Annotated in this window: 12 protein-coding genes; 10 read left to right on the top strand and 2 right to left on the bottom strand. The window is 42.6% G+C overall.

The features are described 5' to 3' along the window. The first annotated feature begins 208 nt into the window (after nt 1-208). The 9 genes from QT327_RS07595 to QT327_RS07635 all read left to right on the top strand — a co-directional run bounded on the left by QT327_RS07595 (nt 209) and on the right by QT327_RS07635 (nt 13,140). Nucleotides 209-1,648, top strand: coding sequence for a phytoene desaturase family protein (locus QT327_RS07595; protein WP_289552521.1), 1,440 nt, complete (start codon nt 209-211; stop codon nt 1,646-1,648). Nucleotides 1,649-2,034: 386 nt separating this feature from the next. Then, on the top strand, nt 2,035-5,151 hold the full coding sequence (locus QT327_RS07600) for a SusC/RagA family TonB-linked outer membrane protein (RefSeq protein WP_289552523.1): 3,117 nt from the start codon (nt 2,035-2,037) through the stop codon (nt 5,149-5,151). A 14-nt stretch (nt 5,152-5,165) separates the two neighbouring features. After that, the gene (locus tag QT327_RS07605) at nt 5,166-6,731 is read left to right on the top strand and encodes a RagB/SusD family nutrient uptake outer membrane protein (protein WP_289552524.1); all 1,566 of its coding nucleotides are present in this window, start codon (nt 5,166-5,168) and stop codon (nt 6,729-6,731) included. Nucleotides 6,732-6,780: 49 nt separating this feature from the next. Next, on the top strand, nt 6,781-8,613 hold the full coding sequence (locus tag QT327_RS07610; RefSeq protein ID WP_289552525.1) for an arylsulfatase: 1,833 nt from the start codon (nt 6,781-6,783) through the stop codon (nt 8,611-8,613). A gap of 33 nt (nt 8,614-8,646) precedes the next feature. Next, nucleotides 8,647-9,351: a thioredoxin domain-containing protein gene (locus QT327_RS07615; RefSeq protein ID WP_289552527.1), complete on the top strand. Its 705-nt coding sequence runs from the start codon at nt 8,647-8,649 to the stop codon at nt 9,349-9,351. 312 nt (nt 9,352-9,663) lie between these two features. Beyond that, the gene (locus QT327_RS07620; protein WP_130858538.1) at nt 9,664-10,620 is read left to right on the top strand and encodes a sterol desaturase family protein; all 957 of its coding nucleotides are present in this window, start codon (nt 9,664-9,666) and stop codon (nt 10,618-10,620) included. Between the two features lie 98 nt (nt 10,621-10,718). Next, nucleotides 10,719-11,753 (top strand): YeiH family protein, encoded by a 1,035-nt coding sequence (locus QT327_RS07625; RefSeq protein WP_289552528.1) that lies wholly within the window; start codon nt 10,719-10,721, stop codon nt 11,751-11,753. Next, entirely contained in the window at nt 11,699-12,034 is a 336-nt protein-coding gene (locus QT327_RS07630) for a putative sulfate exporter family transporter (protein WP_289552529.1), read from the top strand. Before QT327_RS07625 ends, QT327_RS07630 begins: the two co-directional genes overlap by 55 nt. 74 nt (nt 12,035-12,108) lie before the next feature. Next, nucleotides 12,109-13,140 carry a formylglycine-generating enzyme family protein gene (locus tag QT327_RS07635; RefSeq protein WP_289552530.1) on the top strand — a complete coding sequence of 344 codons (1,032 nt, stop codon included), beginning with the start codon at nt 12,109-12,111 and terminating at the stop codon, nt 13,138-13,140. A 120-nt stretch (nt 13,141-13,260) separates the two neighbouring features. Here the strand turns inward: QT327_RS07635 and recN are convergent, their stop codons facing one another. Beyond that, nucleotides 13,261-14,916 (bottom strand): DNA repair protein RecN, encoded by a 1,656-nt coding sequence (recN, locus tag QT327_RS07640; protein WP_289552532.1) that lies wholly within the window; start codon nt 14,914-14,916, stop codon nt 13,261-13,263. 21 nt (nt 14,917-14,937) lie between these two features. Next, the gene (gene porD, locus QT327_RS07645; RefSeq protein WP_289552533.1) at nt 14,938-15,840 is read right to left on the bottom strand and encodes a type IX secretion system protein PorD; all 903 of its coding nucleotides are present in this window, start codon (nt 15,838-15,840) and stop codon (nt 14,938-14,940) included. Nucleotides 15,841-16,099: 259 nt separating this feature from the next. Between porD and QT327_RS07650 the strand changes: the two genes are divergently transcribed. Beyond that, a complete protein-coding gene (locus QT327_RS07650) occupies nt 16,100-16,918 on the top strand; it encodes an enoyl-ACP reductase FabI (protein WP_013663709.1) in 819 nt (272 codons plus the stop codon). The last annotated feature ends 336 nt before the right edge of the window (nt 16,919-17,254 follow it).

A 17,254-nucleotide genomic window follows, 5' to 3' on the forward strand; every position in this document is an offset into this window, starting at 1 on the left:
AAGTCTAACGCCTATTGCTTACCGCTGCCATTTCGAAATTTATATTCCATGCATCTATCTTTATAAAAGAGGAACCTCCATGTTTAAAATTTCATGTTCATCACACAGTGGAATGTAAATTTATTCACGTAATTTACAATATCCGGTTGTGTTTAAACCACAAAGGGTTCATAAATAAAACAAACACGAACGAACTAATTATTTACAGATGACAAGGGATTCTTACGATGCGATTGTGGTGGGTTCCGGCCCCAATGGGTTGGCAGCAGCCATCACCATGCAGAAAGCCGGATTGGAAGTTTTACTGATAGAAGCGAAGGAAACAATAGGAGGCGGCCTACGATCCGCACAATTTATGGATTCAGGAAATATATATGATATATGTTCTGCTATACATCCGATGGCACTTCAATCTCCCTTTTTCAAGAGGTTACCTCTTGAACAGCATGGGTTAACTTACATAAATCCGCCGATTATGGCGGCTCATCCCCTAGACGGAGGGAAGGCTGTAGGGCTTTTTTCTTCACTAGAGCAAACATCCGGTCAGTTCAATACAGATAAAAACGCCTACATTCATTTATTTAAACCCTTAACAAAGTTATGGCCCACACTGATCAGCGACTTATTAGCCCCTTTTCATATACCTTCGAATCCTTTCCCGCTCATACGTTTTGGCAAGAACGCACTTCTATCGGCAACGCAACTCGCAAAACGCTTTCAAACCGAAGAACTGAAAGCTCTATGGGCAGGTATGGCGGCTCACTCCATGTTGCCCTTAGATTATATGACTACATCGGCGGTGGCATTGGTGCTATCTATCGCCGGTCATACCGGAGGTTGGCCTATTCCCCGAGGCGGATCGCAGCAAATAGCCAATGCCTTGGCTTCTTATTTTAAGTCGATTGGCGGGGACATTGAAACAAGTTTTTATGTAGACTCGCTTAAAAAGCTTCCTACGGCCCGAGCATTTCTTTTTGATCTAGGGCCAAAGCAATTGATACAAATTGCAGGGGATCGATTCCATGCCTCCTATCGGAGACAACTTGGCAGATATCGCTATGGGATGGGTGTTTTTAAAATTGATTGGTTGCTTGACGGTCCTATACCCTTTCAGTCAGAGCAATGCAGAAAAGCCGGCACTGTACATCTCGGTAATAGTCTACAGGAAATTGCCCATGCAGAACGACAAGTCTGGGAAGGGAAACATCCGGAGAGACCTTTTGTACTGCTTGCCCAACAGAGTTTGTTCGATACCACCCGCGTAATGGGGAATCATCAAATTGCCTGGGCCTATTGCCATGTCCCAAACGGTTCAACTGTTGATATGACCATGGCTATTGAACAACAAGTAGAACGATATGCTCCGGGATTTAAAGATCAAATAATTGCCAAGCAATGCATGAATACACATGCCTATGAAATCTACAATCCAAACTATATAGGTGGCGACATCAATGGAGGCGTAATGGATCTTAAACAATTATATACCAGACCCGCTTTGAGGTGGTCGCCCTACGGCACGCCTGCGAAAGACATTTATATTTGTTCTTCTTCAACGCCTCCCGGTGGAGGTGTGCATGGGATGTGTGGATACCATGCCGCAAAACAAGCATTAAAAAAGCGTTTCGGAATTGAAGTAGATTTTTAGCATTACATAAGCGATCTTAGGCCAAATAGGTAAAATTTATAGCCTAAATAGGAAGTTTTTATTCCTAACGATGCATGTTCCATGCCTGTATATTTGTGTTGAGTTTAATGTCTACTAAATAAGTAGTCTATTTATTAAAATCAGCAAAAACATACAAATGAATACAATTGAACAAAGAACGCCCTTAAAGAAGGAAGAGGTCATTAAAAAACGCCTAAATAGTCCCGCCTTTACGATCCATTCTATGCAATCAGCCATGTGCTATTCCTGTTGTTGCTAACAACCCATCTCCGCAAATTATTCCATTTTCTAACGATTTCATCTTTTGCTTTTCCTAATCACTTCGTGTCGATTACGAAGCTGTATGCAACTAACAATAATATACAATGATTAATCATTTTGCTAAACTATATAGGCTTGTTTTTCCGTTCCACAAAAATTTATGGCAACTATTTTTGTCAACTCTTCTTTTATTTTTAAGCGGAAATCTATGTGCACAGGTTACAAAGCCTTTGATCAATTCCACACTGGATGGAAAAGTGTTTGATAGTAACTCGAAAGAGCCACTCCCGGGCGCCACTGTCTCGATTGAAGGAACCACCCATAAAGCTAGTACGGATGGCGATGGGAAATTCAATTTTATCACCGGACAAAAGTTCCCCTATACACTTATCATTAACTATATTGGTTATAAAGTTAAGAAAGTTATTGCAACGGGAAGTCCAATAGCCATTGGACTAGAGCCCGACTTCAACCAATTGGAAGACGTGGTAGTGGTAGGTTATGGTACACAAAAACGTGGTGACCTGACGGGATCGGTTGCTTCTGTTCCGGCAGAGCTAAAGAGCCAACCTGTCGCTTCTCCGGAGCGCCTATTACAAGGATCTGTACCGGGCGTGGTTGTTACGCAAACCTCTGGTCAGCCAGGCGGCGGAGTGAGTGTGCAGATAAGGGGGAATAACTCCATTACGGCCGGCAGTGATCCCTTATATGTTATAGACGGCTTCCCGCTTAATAACGACTATTCACTAAACGACGCCGGCGTCACTACGGGTTCCAAAATAAACCCTTTATCTACCATTAACACCTCTGACATTGAGTCTATTGATGTATTGAAAGACGCTTCGGCAACTGCGATTTACGGATCGAGGGGCGCTAACGGCGTGGTGATTATCACTACTAAAAGTGGAAGTCGGAATAAATCTTCTATAAATTATGATGGGTACTATGGCTTCCAGGAGGTGATAAAAACCATCCCTTTATTGAACGCGGGGGAATGGTGGCAGTTGCGAAAGGATGCGGCCGTTAACTCAGGTAAATCAGCTTCGCTCCCAGCGGTGTCGGGCTATTCATTAGATACGAGTGGCGTGGGGACCGACTGGCAGGCGGCCGCTTTTCGGGAAGCGCCTATTCAAAACCACAATTTGTCTATTTTAGCAGGGAGCGAAAAAACCCGGTTAGCTATCTCAGGCAACTATTTTGATCAAGATGGGATTCTACAAAACACCGGATTTAGAAGAATATCCGGACGAATAAATGTTGCCCACGACTACAATGAAAAATTAAAGTTTACAAGCAATATTTCAGCAAGCCAGTCGAAAGCCGATGTTGCCCCAACAGCAGTTGTCGCTAATTTATTATTGACCCCCCCGTCCCTTCCCATCTATCAGGACGACGGTTCGTATGTAATTTATAGTCCTTTCGAATCAAGTTTACAGAACCCTATCAACTCCCTATACAATCAGTTAAATGAAACAAAAACCAATCGCTTGCTGGGGAATATCGCGGGTGAATATGAAATCATTACAGGATTAAAAGCGAAAGTGCTGATAGGTGTCGACATTGTCGATAATAAACAGAATCGTTATTTACCAAAAACCACCGCCGAAGGTTTGGATTTAGGTGGCTTGGCACAAGTCGGCTCTGTTTTTACCTCCAACTGGTTAAACGAAAACACGTTAAGTTACGACAAGGTGATCGGTGAAAAGAACAGGATCAATGCCGTGGTAGGGTTTACCGCACAGCAATCGAACAGTGAAGGCACCGTTGCGGAAGCAGCTGGATTTGCGACCGATGCCTTTAGCTTTAACAATTTAGGGACGGGCGTAACCAATAGAACACCGAGCTCGATTGCCAATGAATGGTCGCTTGCCTCCTATCTGGCAAGAGTGAACTATGCTTATGACAGTCGATATCTATTCACCCTAACGTTTAGGGCTGATGGATCCTCTAAGTTTGGGGCTGGGAATAAATGGGGATATTTCCCTTCAGCGGCGTTTGGTTGGAATGTGAGTAATGAAGCATTCTTTAAGAATGTAAAACAGATAAGCCAACTTAAATTGCGCTTAAGCGCGGGTACAACAGGCAACCAAAATATCCCGTCCTATCAGTCGCTATCGCGATTGAGTTACTTTAGATATAATTTCTCAAATACAACCGTACACGGTTTCGCACCTATCACGGTCCCAAACCCGGATTTGGGCTGGGAGAAGACCTTTCAATTTGACGGTGGAATTGACGTAGGTTTTTTTAACAATCGGATCAGTTTAGTTGCAGACTACTATTATAAAAAAACGACCGATCTGCTCCTAAGCCGTACCGTGCCCGGGACGTCAGGCTTAGCCGAGTTCGGAGGCGGACAAGCATCCACCATCTATCAGAATATAGGGGCGGTGTCTAATCAAGGAATAGAGGTATATGTCAACTCGAATAATTTGATCGGAGATTTTACCTGGAAATCTATCTTGGTTTTCGCTAAAAATACAAACAAGATTCTTGACTTGGGAGAGGGCGTCGATCAAATTATTCCGGTAATCTCACAACCCTCCATTGCTAAGGTAGGCTATCCATTGGGCTCTTTTATCGTTTACCAAACCGATGGCATCATTCAAGAAGGCGACACGCCCCTAACACCGCAACAAAACAAAAATCCAGGTGGACAAAAATATAAGGATATTGACGGTGATGGCCAAATTACACAGGCAGGGGATCGGGTTGTAATCTCCAATCAACCTGGATTCACGGCCGGATTTACCAATAACTTTTCTTATAAAGGTTTCGATTTATCCGTTTTCTTTCAGAGTTCTGTAGGCGGGAAAATTTACAATGCCAATCGGGCTAATTTGGAACTAGGTACCGGTTATGTAAATGCGTCCAAAGTGCTGCTAAACCGCTGGACGCCTAACCACACCGATACGGATGTAAAGGCTGCTTTTCAAGACCCGGCAATTACCATTTCCGACCGCTTTATTGAAAGCGCAACTTACCTCCGTTTGAAAAATCTATCATTTGGATATACCATACCTAAACGAGTTTTTGGAAATTCCGGCTTCGATTCACTTCGCATCTATGTATCAGCACAAAATTTATGGACGTGGACCGACTATACGGGCTTTGATCCGGAGGTGAGCTTAAACGAACAATCTTTAATTAATAAGGGAATTGACCAAGGTGTTTACCCTAATAGTCGATCTTTTCAACTTGGACTCTCATTGACATTATAAATAACGCGTGAAATATGAAAATTCTTAGCTATATCTTAATACTCATTATCGGACTTAGTTTTTCTTCTTGCAAGAAATTTCTGGAAGAGGAGCCCGCCTCCGTTATATCGGAAGATCAGTTTTATAAGACACAGGATGATGCACTCAATGCGGTAAACGCGGTATATTTTTTTCTTAACTCGGGCGGATCTTCTGTTCAAACACCTTACAACACCTTATTTAATACCGGGATGAACATGGCCGGTGATGATGAGGATCCAGGCCCTGGAGCGACGAACCCGGATGTACGGTCACTTTCCGTTCTGGCCCACTCATCTACCAATCTCCGAATTTATGAAATCTGGCAGCAGCATTATGCGGCTATTAAGCGTGCCAATGTGGCTTTAGCAAAAATCCCCAACATAGATTTCGACAGCAGTTTAAAAAACAGGTTACTGGCCGAAGCAAAATTCTTACGTGCCTTATACTACTTTAATCTCGTTCGCTTGTATGGCGACGTTCCATTAGTACTTAGTTATGAAACCTATATTGATGCCAACGATTATGCAATTGCGCGGACACCTAGCACAGCGGTCTACGCACAGATTGAAAAGGACCTAAAGGAAGCTGCGGAAGTATTGCCGGATCGCTATGCAGCGCCCGATATCGGCCGGGCAACGGCTGGCGCTGCGAAAGCTTTATTGGCAAAAGTTTATTTAACGGAAGCATCTTTACCATTGAAGCTGGAGGACAATTATGCCAATGCCGTGCTAACAGCTGAAGAAGTGCTCTCTGCCCAAGATGGTGGTACCGGAAATTACGGATACGATCTTTTCGAAAACTATGCCGAGGTATTTCTTCCCGATTTTAAAAATGGGAAGGAACACATCTTTTCAGCCCAGTTTAAGTCAAATTCCCTTAATCAGGGTAATAATGAAAATCCACGTGCCATATTGAGCGGTGTTCCGGGATTGCGAGGGAACTATGCGCATATGGTACGTTATTATAAAGAAGGTAGCGATAATTTTTTCAGTATCTATAAATTGTATAAACCATCCGATAAACGCCGATCTGTCACTTTTGTTACCAGTTTCATCAGTCCGACGAACGGACGTCAATATGCGCTTCCGCTTAACAACCCCGCCGTACCGGGAGATTCGACGCCGTTTTTTCATAAATGGTGGGATCCCAATTCCACGGCTGTCCCAAGTGAATCAGCCGCCAATGTACCTATTATTCGGTATGCGGAACTTTTATTGATTCATGCCGAAGCAGAAAATGAGCAGAATGGCCCTACCCTTAAAGCGTATCAGTCGATCAATCGCGTGCGAAGGAGAGCGGGACTACCCGATTTGACACCTGGCCTCACCAAGGATCAATTTCGCGATTCGGTTTACCTTGATCGAAGGCTGGAGTTAGTATATGAATATCAACGTTGGTTTGATCTGATCAGAGAGAAAGATGCTTCGGGCAACAGTGTTTTTGTAAAAAGTCTACATAAGGTGGGTAAGACTAACGCTGCAGAGAAACATCAATTATACCCTATTCCGCAATCAGAAATCGACAACAATCATTTGCTAACACAAAACCCCGGTTTTTAAAAACATTGTATATGCAAGATAAAATGACTCCCAATAATCAATTATTATTATGAAGAAAATAATCAATACTTCTCTCTTTTTGCTAGGTACGCTCTCGGCAGTACAGGGGCAAAATATCACGCAACAGCAAGAACCTTTTAAAGGTGTTGTTGGCACCAATTATGCGAATTCAAAGGAATCTTGGGTAGACCCCATAAAAGCCCCCTCGAACGCGCCAAATGTCATCTGGATTTTATTGGATGATGTTGGATTTGGAGCAAGCAGTACGTTCGGTGGTTTAATTAATACCCCAACTTTTGACAGTTTAGCGAACAATGGTTTGCGTTATACCAATTTCCATACCGCAGCCATCTGTGCGCCCACGCGAGCGGCTCTTCTAACAGGCCGTAATCACCATCGTGTACATGAGGGTGGTTTCTCCCACCGATGGTCAGCATTTGGCTTTCCGGGCTGGGATGGCCGAATACCTGCTGACAAAGGTACCATCGCCGAAATATTAAGAGAACAGGGTTACAGCACTTTCGCCGTGGGGAAGTACGGATTGACACCTGATCAGGACGCAACGGATGCAGGCCCTTTTGACCGATGGCCTTCCGGTAAGGGTTTCGAACATTTTTTTGGTTTTCTTGGGTCGGCAACAGACCAATATGAACCGGATTTAGTAGAAGACAATGCACACGTCACGCCCAATGGCAAGCATTTGAGCGAGCAGATAACCGATAAAGCGATCAGCTTTATCGACCGACAGAAAAGCGCTGCCCCGGATAAGCCTTTCTTTTTGTATTATGCCCCGGGAGCTACGCATTCACCGCATCAGGTGGAAGCTAAATGGCGAGATTTATATAAAGGAAAATTTGATAAGGGCTGGGATCATTACCGAGAACAAGTATTTAAAAGGCAAAAGGAATTGGGTATCATACCGGCTAATGCCAACTTGCCTGCACGAAATCCCAATATCAAAGACTGGGACAAGTTATCGGCTGACCAGAAAAAGGTATATGCTCGCTTTTTTGAAGTCTATGCAGGCTATTTAACTTATACCGATTATGAAGTAAGTCGTTTAGTGAATCACCTAAAAGAGATCAATCAGTTGGATAATACGTTAATTTTTGTCATTCTCGGAGATAACGGAGCCAGTAAAGAAGGAACTTTATACGGTACCATCAAGCGCTCACCGACAGCTGCCCTGCAACAAGATCTGAGCGAAGAGGAGGCGCTCAAGGTCAATCTGGCAAATTTCGATCTGATCGGCACTCCTCAAGCCACCAATGGAAACTATCCTTTAGGGTGGGCTCAAGCTGCCAATACACCATTTAAATATTGGAAGCAAGATGCGCACGCAGAGGGCGGAACACGAAATCCGTTAATTGTTTTTTATCCGAAATCGATTCAGGATAAAGGAGGGATTCGGAATCAATACGGCCATGTGAACGATTTATTGCCCACCACGCTGGAATTTCTCAATATTAAAGCGCCTGCGTATATCCGTGGTATTAAACAGGATACCATTCAAGGAACGTCTTTGTTGTATTCTTTTGCTGAAAAGAACGCTCCATCACGTCACTCCGTCCAATACTATTACATTTTCGGTTCACGGGCTATCTATAAAGACGGTTGGAAGGCAAGCTTGGCCTTTAAGATTGCCGATGGTAAAGGGGGGAAAAGTCGCAATGTGAGCTTTGAAGACCCCAACCATATCGACTGGCAGCTATTTAACCTTCATGAAGACTTCAATGAACAACATGATTTGGCTAAGAAAAATCCCGCTAAACTCGAGGAGCTGAAAGCGTTATTCGAGGAGGAAGCAAAGAAAAACAATATATACCCCTATATAACCTGGGATGATGTTGCTGATAGGCGAAATACATTGTCAAAACAATAATAACTCGGTGTCAAATAAATCAGATATAGAAAGATGAGACAATTAATCTTAGGCGTGCTATTACTGTTCACGCTAGAGGCAGTAATGGCACAAGAAAAAACAACTAACCTATTGCCTTTCGAGACATTTGAAAAAAAGCTATTGGCTGCCGGACCTGATCCCCAAATTTTGGACGCTCGTTCTGAAGAAGAGTTTATACAAAATCATGTAAAGGGAGCGCTGAATGTATCCGATGAAAAGCAGTTTAAATCAATAGCATCGAAATTAAGAAAGGAGGCGCCCGTATTTATTTACTCTATTGGCAACGGGCGAAGTGCTAAGTTGGCTGCGGTTTTGCGCGCACTGCATTTTAAGGAGGTGTATGAATTTCCGGGAGGACTTAGTAAATGGATAGCACAGGGGAAACCCGTTGAATCGACAGTGGGAGATGGTTTGTCATTGGCAGGATTTAACGAGCAAATTACATCAGAAAAGTTGGTATTAGTTGATGTCGGATCTCGTTATTGTGGCGGATGTAAAAAACTGAAACCGATCGTGGAGAAGTTAGCGGAAGAAAATAAGGATAAACTTAAATTGGTTAATATCGAAGCCTACGATAATAAGCAGCTAACGAAAGCGCTAGCTGTGGACGCATTACCGACACTCATCTTATACAAGGGAAAAGAGGTGGTTTGGAAAAAACACGGACTGAGTTCGGAAGAAGAAATTCTTACCGAGTTGAATAAACATAAAATTTAATGACATGACTTTTCAAGATATTGTTTTGTTGGCAAAAAAAATACTGGTAGGCCTTGTAGTAACAGCCATTCCCGTGTTGATTATCTTTTTTACGATTAGCTTTTTACAAAAACTTATTGCATAGGAGGTATTGAAATGAAATTGGAAAAAGAAGTTAAAGATCGGATTGTAAGAAATGTCCTGCTTAGTATATTTATTTATGCACTACCCATTTTGCTCATGTTTCTTTATTTCTATTTGACCGGTGAAAAACCTTGGGTTAAGTAGATGCGTGTAGAACTATTATCCATTATCCCTTAATGACACATTATTATGATACAATTTATTGAAGCCATATTTGAAAATTTAAACACATGGGGGCTTGCGGTGCTGACGCTGATTGTCGGTATTGCTGAGTTTTCGTTAGGCCTTTACGGAAAGGAATGGAATCGAAATGAAAAAATACTTGACCTTGCCTGCTATGCTTTGCCTAGATTGGTGACAAGGCCGTTAGTGGCTTATTTTGGGTTGAAACTTGTTCCCTTCGTTTTACCGCACGCAAAGGATGCATTTGAGTGGGTTCCCTTTTTCTGGGGCTTTGTGATTATCTGTATTTATGACGATTTGACGCAATATTGGTATCATCGGCTTCATCATGAAATCCCCTGGCTTTGGCGATTTCATCGAACACACCATTCGGCTTCGTATATGGGAATGGCCATGGCATCCAGACAAAATATTATTTATACGATCTTTTTCTCGCAAACTTACTTAACAGTTATTTTAGTGTATTTAGGTTTAGGTTACCCTGCTTTGTTTGCAAAGGGAATAAAGTCATTGATTACTAAAATGGCACATTCGAGTATTAAATGGGATAAACCTTTTTATGAAAAAAAATGGCTTCATCCACTTGCATGGATACTTGAAAGAACGATTTCCACACCGGCAACCCATCATGCTCACCATGCAGATACAACCGATGATGGGATAGGATATTACAAAGGAAATTTCGGTAATATGTTTTTCCTTTGGGATGTTATTTTTGGGACGGCGTTAATAACCCGGCAATACCCGAAATCTTATGGTATTTCTCATTATGAAGGTGATGAGTGGTACGCACAGCTCCTTTGGCCCCTATTAAAATCCAGCGTGCCCGGAAGCGAATTGGCTGCACATGGCCCGATGGTACGCGAAGACATCCAACCAAATGAGGTGGAAGTAAATAACACAAAGGAAGAAGTAACCGCACCCTTGGAAACCGACGGAATTCAACCGAGGTTCACCGCTTAAGCTGGTAATGAGAAAGGATTTTTTAAAAAAATCCTTTCTCATGTTAACATATTATGATAGATTTGATTCCATACTAATCAAATCAGATACTAAAAAATATGAGTGAAGGAATAACATCGGCCGAAACCGTTCTTCAGGAACAAGATTTATCGCCGGAATTACAAAATCTACCGAAGCGGAATTTTCTTACAGAGGATTGGACCGTCGTGATATTGGGTTTCATCATTATCGGCCTTGCTATTTTAGGTTTTCACGTGGAAGCACCCAAGTACAAATGGTCAGCTATTGAGAGCTTGTCTTCCGTGTTTGAAGCTGCGAACCTCCTCAAGCTATTCAAGCAGCTTATTTTTACTTTTGCGCTGCTGATTCTGGGGGGGCTGTTAACAGGTAGAAGAATAAAGCCATATTTGCTCGGTTTTCCCGTTGTATTTTTCTTAACGGCACTCGCCTTGCTATTAGCAGGCAATAAAACGATGGAAGATCTGGGATTGGAAGCCGTTATTTTCAGTCTGCTTGTAGGCCTATTGGTAGGCAATACGGTTAAACTGCCTGTTTGGCTTAAAGAAGCCTTATCGGCCGAACTTTTGGTGAAAATAGGCTTGGTATTGCTCGGAACAAATGTGATCTTTTCCGATATCCTCAAAGCGGGTTCACTAGGCCTCATCCAATCCTTAGTTGTTGTATTGTCAGTGTGGTATTTTTCTTTTTGGCTATGTAAGAAGTTTAAGATAGATGAAGAATTGGGTTTAATGTTATCCAGTGCCGTATCCATTTGCGGGGTTTCTGCCGCCATCGCTACATCAGGCGCTATACAAGGCGACTCCAAGAAATTATCATATGTTGTCTCTATGGTGTTAATTACGGCTATTCCCATGATGATTATCATGCCTTACATCGCGAATTATTTTGGTTTCTCGGAAGAAGTAACAGGAGCTTGGTTAGGCGGAAGTATCGATACCTCGGGAGCGGTGGTAGCCTCCGGTTCCCTGGTAGGCGAAACGGCGCTAAAAATAAGCACGATCGTTAAATTTTCTCAAAACGTCTTATTGGGAGTAGCTGCACTTGCTATTTCTGTTTATTGGACCTATACCAATCATCTGCAGGAAAGGAAGCCGCAAACAAACCGAGTTTAGGTGTCATTTGGGAACGTTTCCCCAAATTTGTTTTAGGCTTTATCGCCGCGTCTTTATTATTTTCATTTTTCTTGCAACCCGATACGGTGGCGTCGGTAAAAGGGGATATAAAAAGTATACAAGGCTTATGGTTTGCCCTTGCGTTTACAAGTATCGGTTTAGAAACAAACTTTAAGGATTTAATCAGAGAGAATAGCAAGCGCCCATTTTGGGTTTTTCTAATCGCTCAGTTATTTAATATCATCCTTACCTTAGTACTGGCAATGCTTCTTTTCGGATAGATGAATAGGAGAAGGAATGAAATTTACGACAGGTTAAAGAAGGAGCAAACAGTGCAAGCGATATTATGCAATCTATGAACAACTATAGCAATCGATGGATTCAGGCTTTGGTAGGCGGAGCAATGATATTATCAGCCTGTAATTCAACTGCGGATAAATCAGCCAATCAAAAAGACTCCGTAGCAATGTGTGTTTCAGAAGGGATTCCTTCACGAGCTGCAGCCGTAAAAAAGACACAAGAAAACCTGTTACAAGGAGCTGATGATGCGAAGATGGTTTTTATTAAAGGAGGGTTTTTTCAAATGGGTTCAAGCGAGTTTGCTGATACCCAGCCGATTCATGAGGTGAAGGTCCATGATTTTTGGATGGATGAGCACGAGGTAACCAATGCGCAATTCGCTAAGTTTGTAGAGGCTACCGGTTACATCACCGTAGCGGAAAGGGCTCTGGACCCGGCCGACTTCCCCGGAGTTTCGAGGGATTTACTCGTTCCGGGATCGGCGGTATTCACGCCCCCCAAAGAGCTGGTAAATCTAAATAACCATCTACAATGGTGGAAGTATGTGCCCGGAGCTTCTTGGCGACAGCCTAAAGGGCCTGGGAGTAACATTAATGGAAAGGAAAACGAACCCGTTGTTCAAGTAAGCTATGAAGATGCAGAGGCATTCGCCAAATGGGCCGGAAAGCGCCTGCCCACCGAAGCGGAATGGGAATATGCTGCGCGTGCCGGACAAGTGGGAAAAAAGTATTATTGGGGGGATGAATTAAAACCGCAAGGTAAATGGGTTGCCAATACCTATCAGGGAAATTTTCCGGTGAGTAATGCCGCAGAAGATGGCTTTGCGGAGCTTGCTCCCGTAAAATCCTTTCCAGCAAACGCATATGGTTTATATGACATGGAAGGAAATGTTTGGGAATGGTGTGCTGATTTCTATCGTCCCGATGCTTATGAGCATGCGGAGAAGGATAATCCCAAGGGCCCAAGTGATAGTTATGATCCGGCCGAACCGGGGCTGGTCAAGCGTGTCCAACGAGGCGGCTCATTTTATGTAACGAGCAATATTGTGAACGTTACAAAGCAGGTAGCAGAGGAAAAGGAGAAGTGAGTAGTGCAAGCAATAACCTAGGCTTCAGGTGTGTACAGGATCAGGCACCTTAACAGCCCTATTGTACAGGAATGTACAATGAATAGAACATCGATGAAATATTTTATAAATAAAAACATTTCATCGATGTTTCAGCAACTCACTGGCATGTTTCAAAGCCGCTTCGCCCGGATTGCTGCCACTTAACATTTGCGCAACCTCAACCACCCGTTCTTCGTCGCTTAGCTTCCGCATATTACTGCGTGTTACTTCTCCTGCTTCTGCTTTATAGACTTTGTAATGGGCATTTCCCTTCGATGCAATTTGCGGTAAATGGGTGATGGCAATAACCTGCATGTGTTTAGCCATTTCTTCCATAACATTTCCGACTTTAAGGGCAACTTCGCCCGAAATACCGGTATCAATTTCATCAAAAATGATGGTTGGAAGTGCCGAACTTTTAGCAATGAGCGATTTAATGGCCAGCATCAATCGCGACAATTCCCCACCTGAGGCAACTTTATTTAATGGCTGTGGCACCTGTCCCTTATTTGCTGTGAAAAGGAAACGTACCGTATCTGCTCCGGATAAACGCAATGTACTTGAATCCAGCTCAATAGACAAAACACTATTTGGCATACCTACTTCTGATAACACCTCAATCACTGCTTTTTGTACCAATGGGATGGCCTTTTGTCGATTGGCCCTTAGTTCTTCGGCTAGCTTTTCACTAGCCTCACGGAGCGCATCGCTCTCTGCCTTAAGTTTTGCAATCTCCTCATCATTGGACGAGAGTTTAATAAGCTTGTTTTCCAAATCTTTCTGTATGGCTAAAAGCTCTGCAACACTGCTTACATGATGTTTCTGTTGTAATTGATAGAGTAAACTCAGGCGCTCGTTTACCTCGGTTAGACGTCCCTCATCAAAAAGAATGTGCTGCTCGGTCCGTTCTACTTCTTCCGCAATGTCCTTAATTTCTATCAAAGCACTTTGCAAGCGTTCACTTAACTCATGGAGATTACTGACATAACGCTCCGCTTGCTGTATCTGCAGTCCTGCCTCCTTCAATGAATTAATAACAGGTTGCTCTTGCTCACTTAACAAAAAGTTGGCAGCCAATAAGGCGCGCTTAATTTCTTCCGCATGGCTCAGTTGATTCTGCTCCTGTTCCAAGGCTTCCTGTTCATCGCCATTCAATTTGGCAGCGGCCAGTTCGTCATATAAAAACTGATGATAGTCGGCCTCGCTTTGCGCCTGCTTACTTTCCTCTATCAAGTCATGAAGAGCCTGTGTTACCTGTCTATATTTCCTAAAGGTTTCTTGATAGGTTTTTAAGAGCAATCCATTTTCACCAACACTATCAAGGGTCATAAGCTGAAAATCCTCTGTATTGATTTCCAAGGTAGCGTGCTGTGAGTGGATATCAATCAGCCGTTCGCCCAATGCTTTAAGGGTGCTAAGCGTAACCGGGGTGTCATTTACAAAAGCTCGTGATTTTCCGTCAGCACTTATTTCCCTACGGAGGATGGTTTCAGGCTCATAATCGAGATCCTCTTCCTGAAAAAAATCACCTAGATTATATTCTTCAATTTGAAAAAAACCTTCGATTACACATTTCTGCGCTTGATTATAGAAGTATTTGCTTTCGGCTCTTTGCCCGAGAATGAGGGATAAGGCTCCTAATATAATGGATTTCCCTGCACCGGTTTCACCCGTCAATATATTGAGTCCTTTGGCAGGACTGATATCAAGTTCATCTATTAAAGCGTAGTTTTTTATTAATAAGCGCTTAAGCATCTGTATCGGATCGTGTTTTTTTTAAAGACTTTTTATTGTTTCATACTTATTGCTATTTCCCGGGTCGGCCTCTGATAATATATTGATTGCCTTTATTTTCTCCGGTCCTGTTAATCCGCCGATTAAGTTTGCCAACTCATCGGATTTGGCAGTGAAAAAAGCTTGGTTGTACATGGCCCCCTGCGCCATCCGATCTACCTTCGCTAGGAGCGGTAGCAAGTCGATCAACTTTCGTTTCGAAGCATTCTGATTATCTGCCATTTTATCCAATACATCTAAATGATAACGATAAGAAAAGCTACGTAGCGGTTCATAATTATTGTCGAGCATGTTATTTACCAACCAGAAACGGTTGTTCATGCTCTCGATCGATTTCCAGCCTGCAAAATTGGCTGTCTGCGCATTGTTCAGTACGTTCTGCGCCAGTGTATAATAGGGTGTTCCACCTTTCTCACTAAACGAATCAGCGTCGAGCCCGACAATAAGATAGGCGTAATAGGCTAACAATGAAGTGATATTGCTTAGATATTGCTGCGCGGAAAAATCCAAGGGCTCTCCTTCTGTATAGGTGAAATCGAAGTTTTTATCGGATAAAGTAAGAATAGGGCTGTTATAGGTGGTGTTGTAGATTGGGCGCGTTGAAATAATCTGCGCCTCGGCTTTGTAGTTGCTGCTACCGTCCCACTCTTTCACTGTAATAACGAAGCTGCAGTCGATACGTTCTTCAGGCAGGATTTGCTGATTACTCCATTTCTTATTATTAAGGAAGTCCGTCATTGCTTGCTGCAACACATCGAAAGCACGCTTATTGGTTGCTTGAACCTGCGGCGACAAAATCTGCACCCGCGCATTTAAGTCTTGCGCCCATGCCGGTGCCAGCGTCGCAATGCTGAATAGAAGAAAAGAAACGAAGGTTCTTGTCATATTATACATGATTAGCATCAAAGGTACGTAATAAGGTAAAATTAAAAATTAAAAATTAAAAAAGCTGACAGCAAAACTTCATCTTCCCTAAAGAGCGCTTCCCAATAGATGAAACCTGCATGAGTTGCAACTCAAAAAAGATAAGAATAAATCTAAGCTCATGCAAGCTTCATTGCCATTAAAAAATAGATTATTCTAATGAAAAAAAGTGTAATTTTACCCCCTTATATAAATACAGTTTACAATAAATCAAACCGATATGGCATACAACCTACTGAAAGGTAAAAGAGGTATTATATCCGGCGCGTTAAATTCCAGTTCTATTGCATGGAAGGTTGCCGAGAAAGCACATGAAGAAGGTGCTACATTTGTGTTAACTAACGCTCCTATCGCTATGCGTATGGGCGAACTCAATGAACTGGCTTCAAAAACAGGTGCGGAAATTATTCCTGCGGACGCAACCAGTGTAGACGATTTAACCAATCTATTCACCAAATCTCAAGAGATTTTAGGCGGTAAAATCGATTTTGTGTTACACTCCATTGGTATGAGTGTAAACGTGCGTAAAAGCATTCCTTATACCGAAGCTAATTACGACTTCTTTCAAAAGGGCATGGACGTATCAGCTTTGTCATTGCACAAAATGCTTCAAGTAGCGATGAAATTAGATGCCATTAATGAATGGGGAAGTGTAGTAGCCTTAACCTATGCAGCCGCTCAACGCACCTACTCCTTCTACAACGATATGGCTGATATCAAAGCTGCCTTAGAATCCATTGCGAGAAGCTTCGGTTATCATTATGGTGTCGCCAAAAAGGTACGTGTTAATACCGTTTCACAGTCGCCTACCAAAACCACTGCCGGACAGGGTATCAAAGGCTTTGGTGATTTCTTTGATTTTGCCGATGCCATGTCACCACTAGGCAATGCCAGCGCAGAACAATGTGCTGATTACTGTATTACCTTATTCTCAGACTTGACCCGCATGGTGACCATGCAGAACTTATACCACGATGGTGGATATTCTTCTACCGGTGTTACCAGCACCATTTTGGAGAAATTCGGTATTGAAGGGTAAGTGTTCAATAATTATATTTTTCAGCAAAAAGCAACGGGGAATTTCCGTTGCTTTTTTGTTTAGATATTGCCTTAGCGTTAACAGCAAGGACTCCGCTACGACGTACTCAGTCAGGAGGTTTTTGCCATCCCCCGATAACTAGGAGGAAGACATTCAAGATGAATAAAATATTTTGGTAAATGTATATAGGTTTATACTTTAAATTTTCAGTTTCGCCTGTAAATTATTATCTTGTCTTCGCGTTTAATACAATAACGCTCCTTTCAAATACCTATTAAAAACAGCAAACTTCTTTGAACTATAAAATGGCCAAGTAGCCATTTGCTAGGGACCTTC

The sequence above is a fragment of the Olivibacter sp. 47 genome, from assembly GCF_030372825.1.
Taxonomy (GTDB): domain Bacteria; phylum Bacteroidota; class Bacteroidia; order Sphingobacteriales; family Sphingobacteriaceae; genus Olivibacter; species Olivibacter oleidegradans.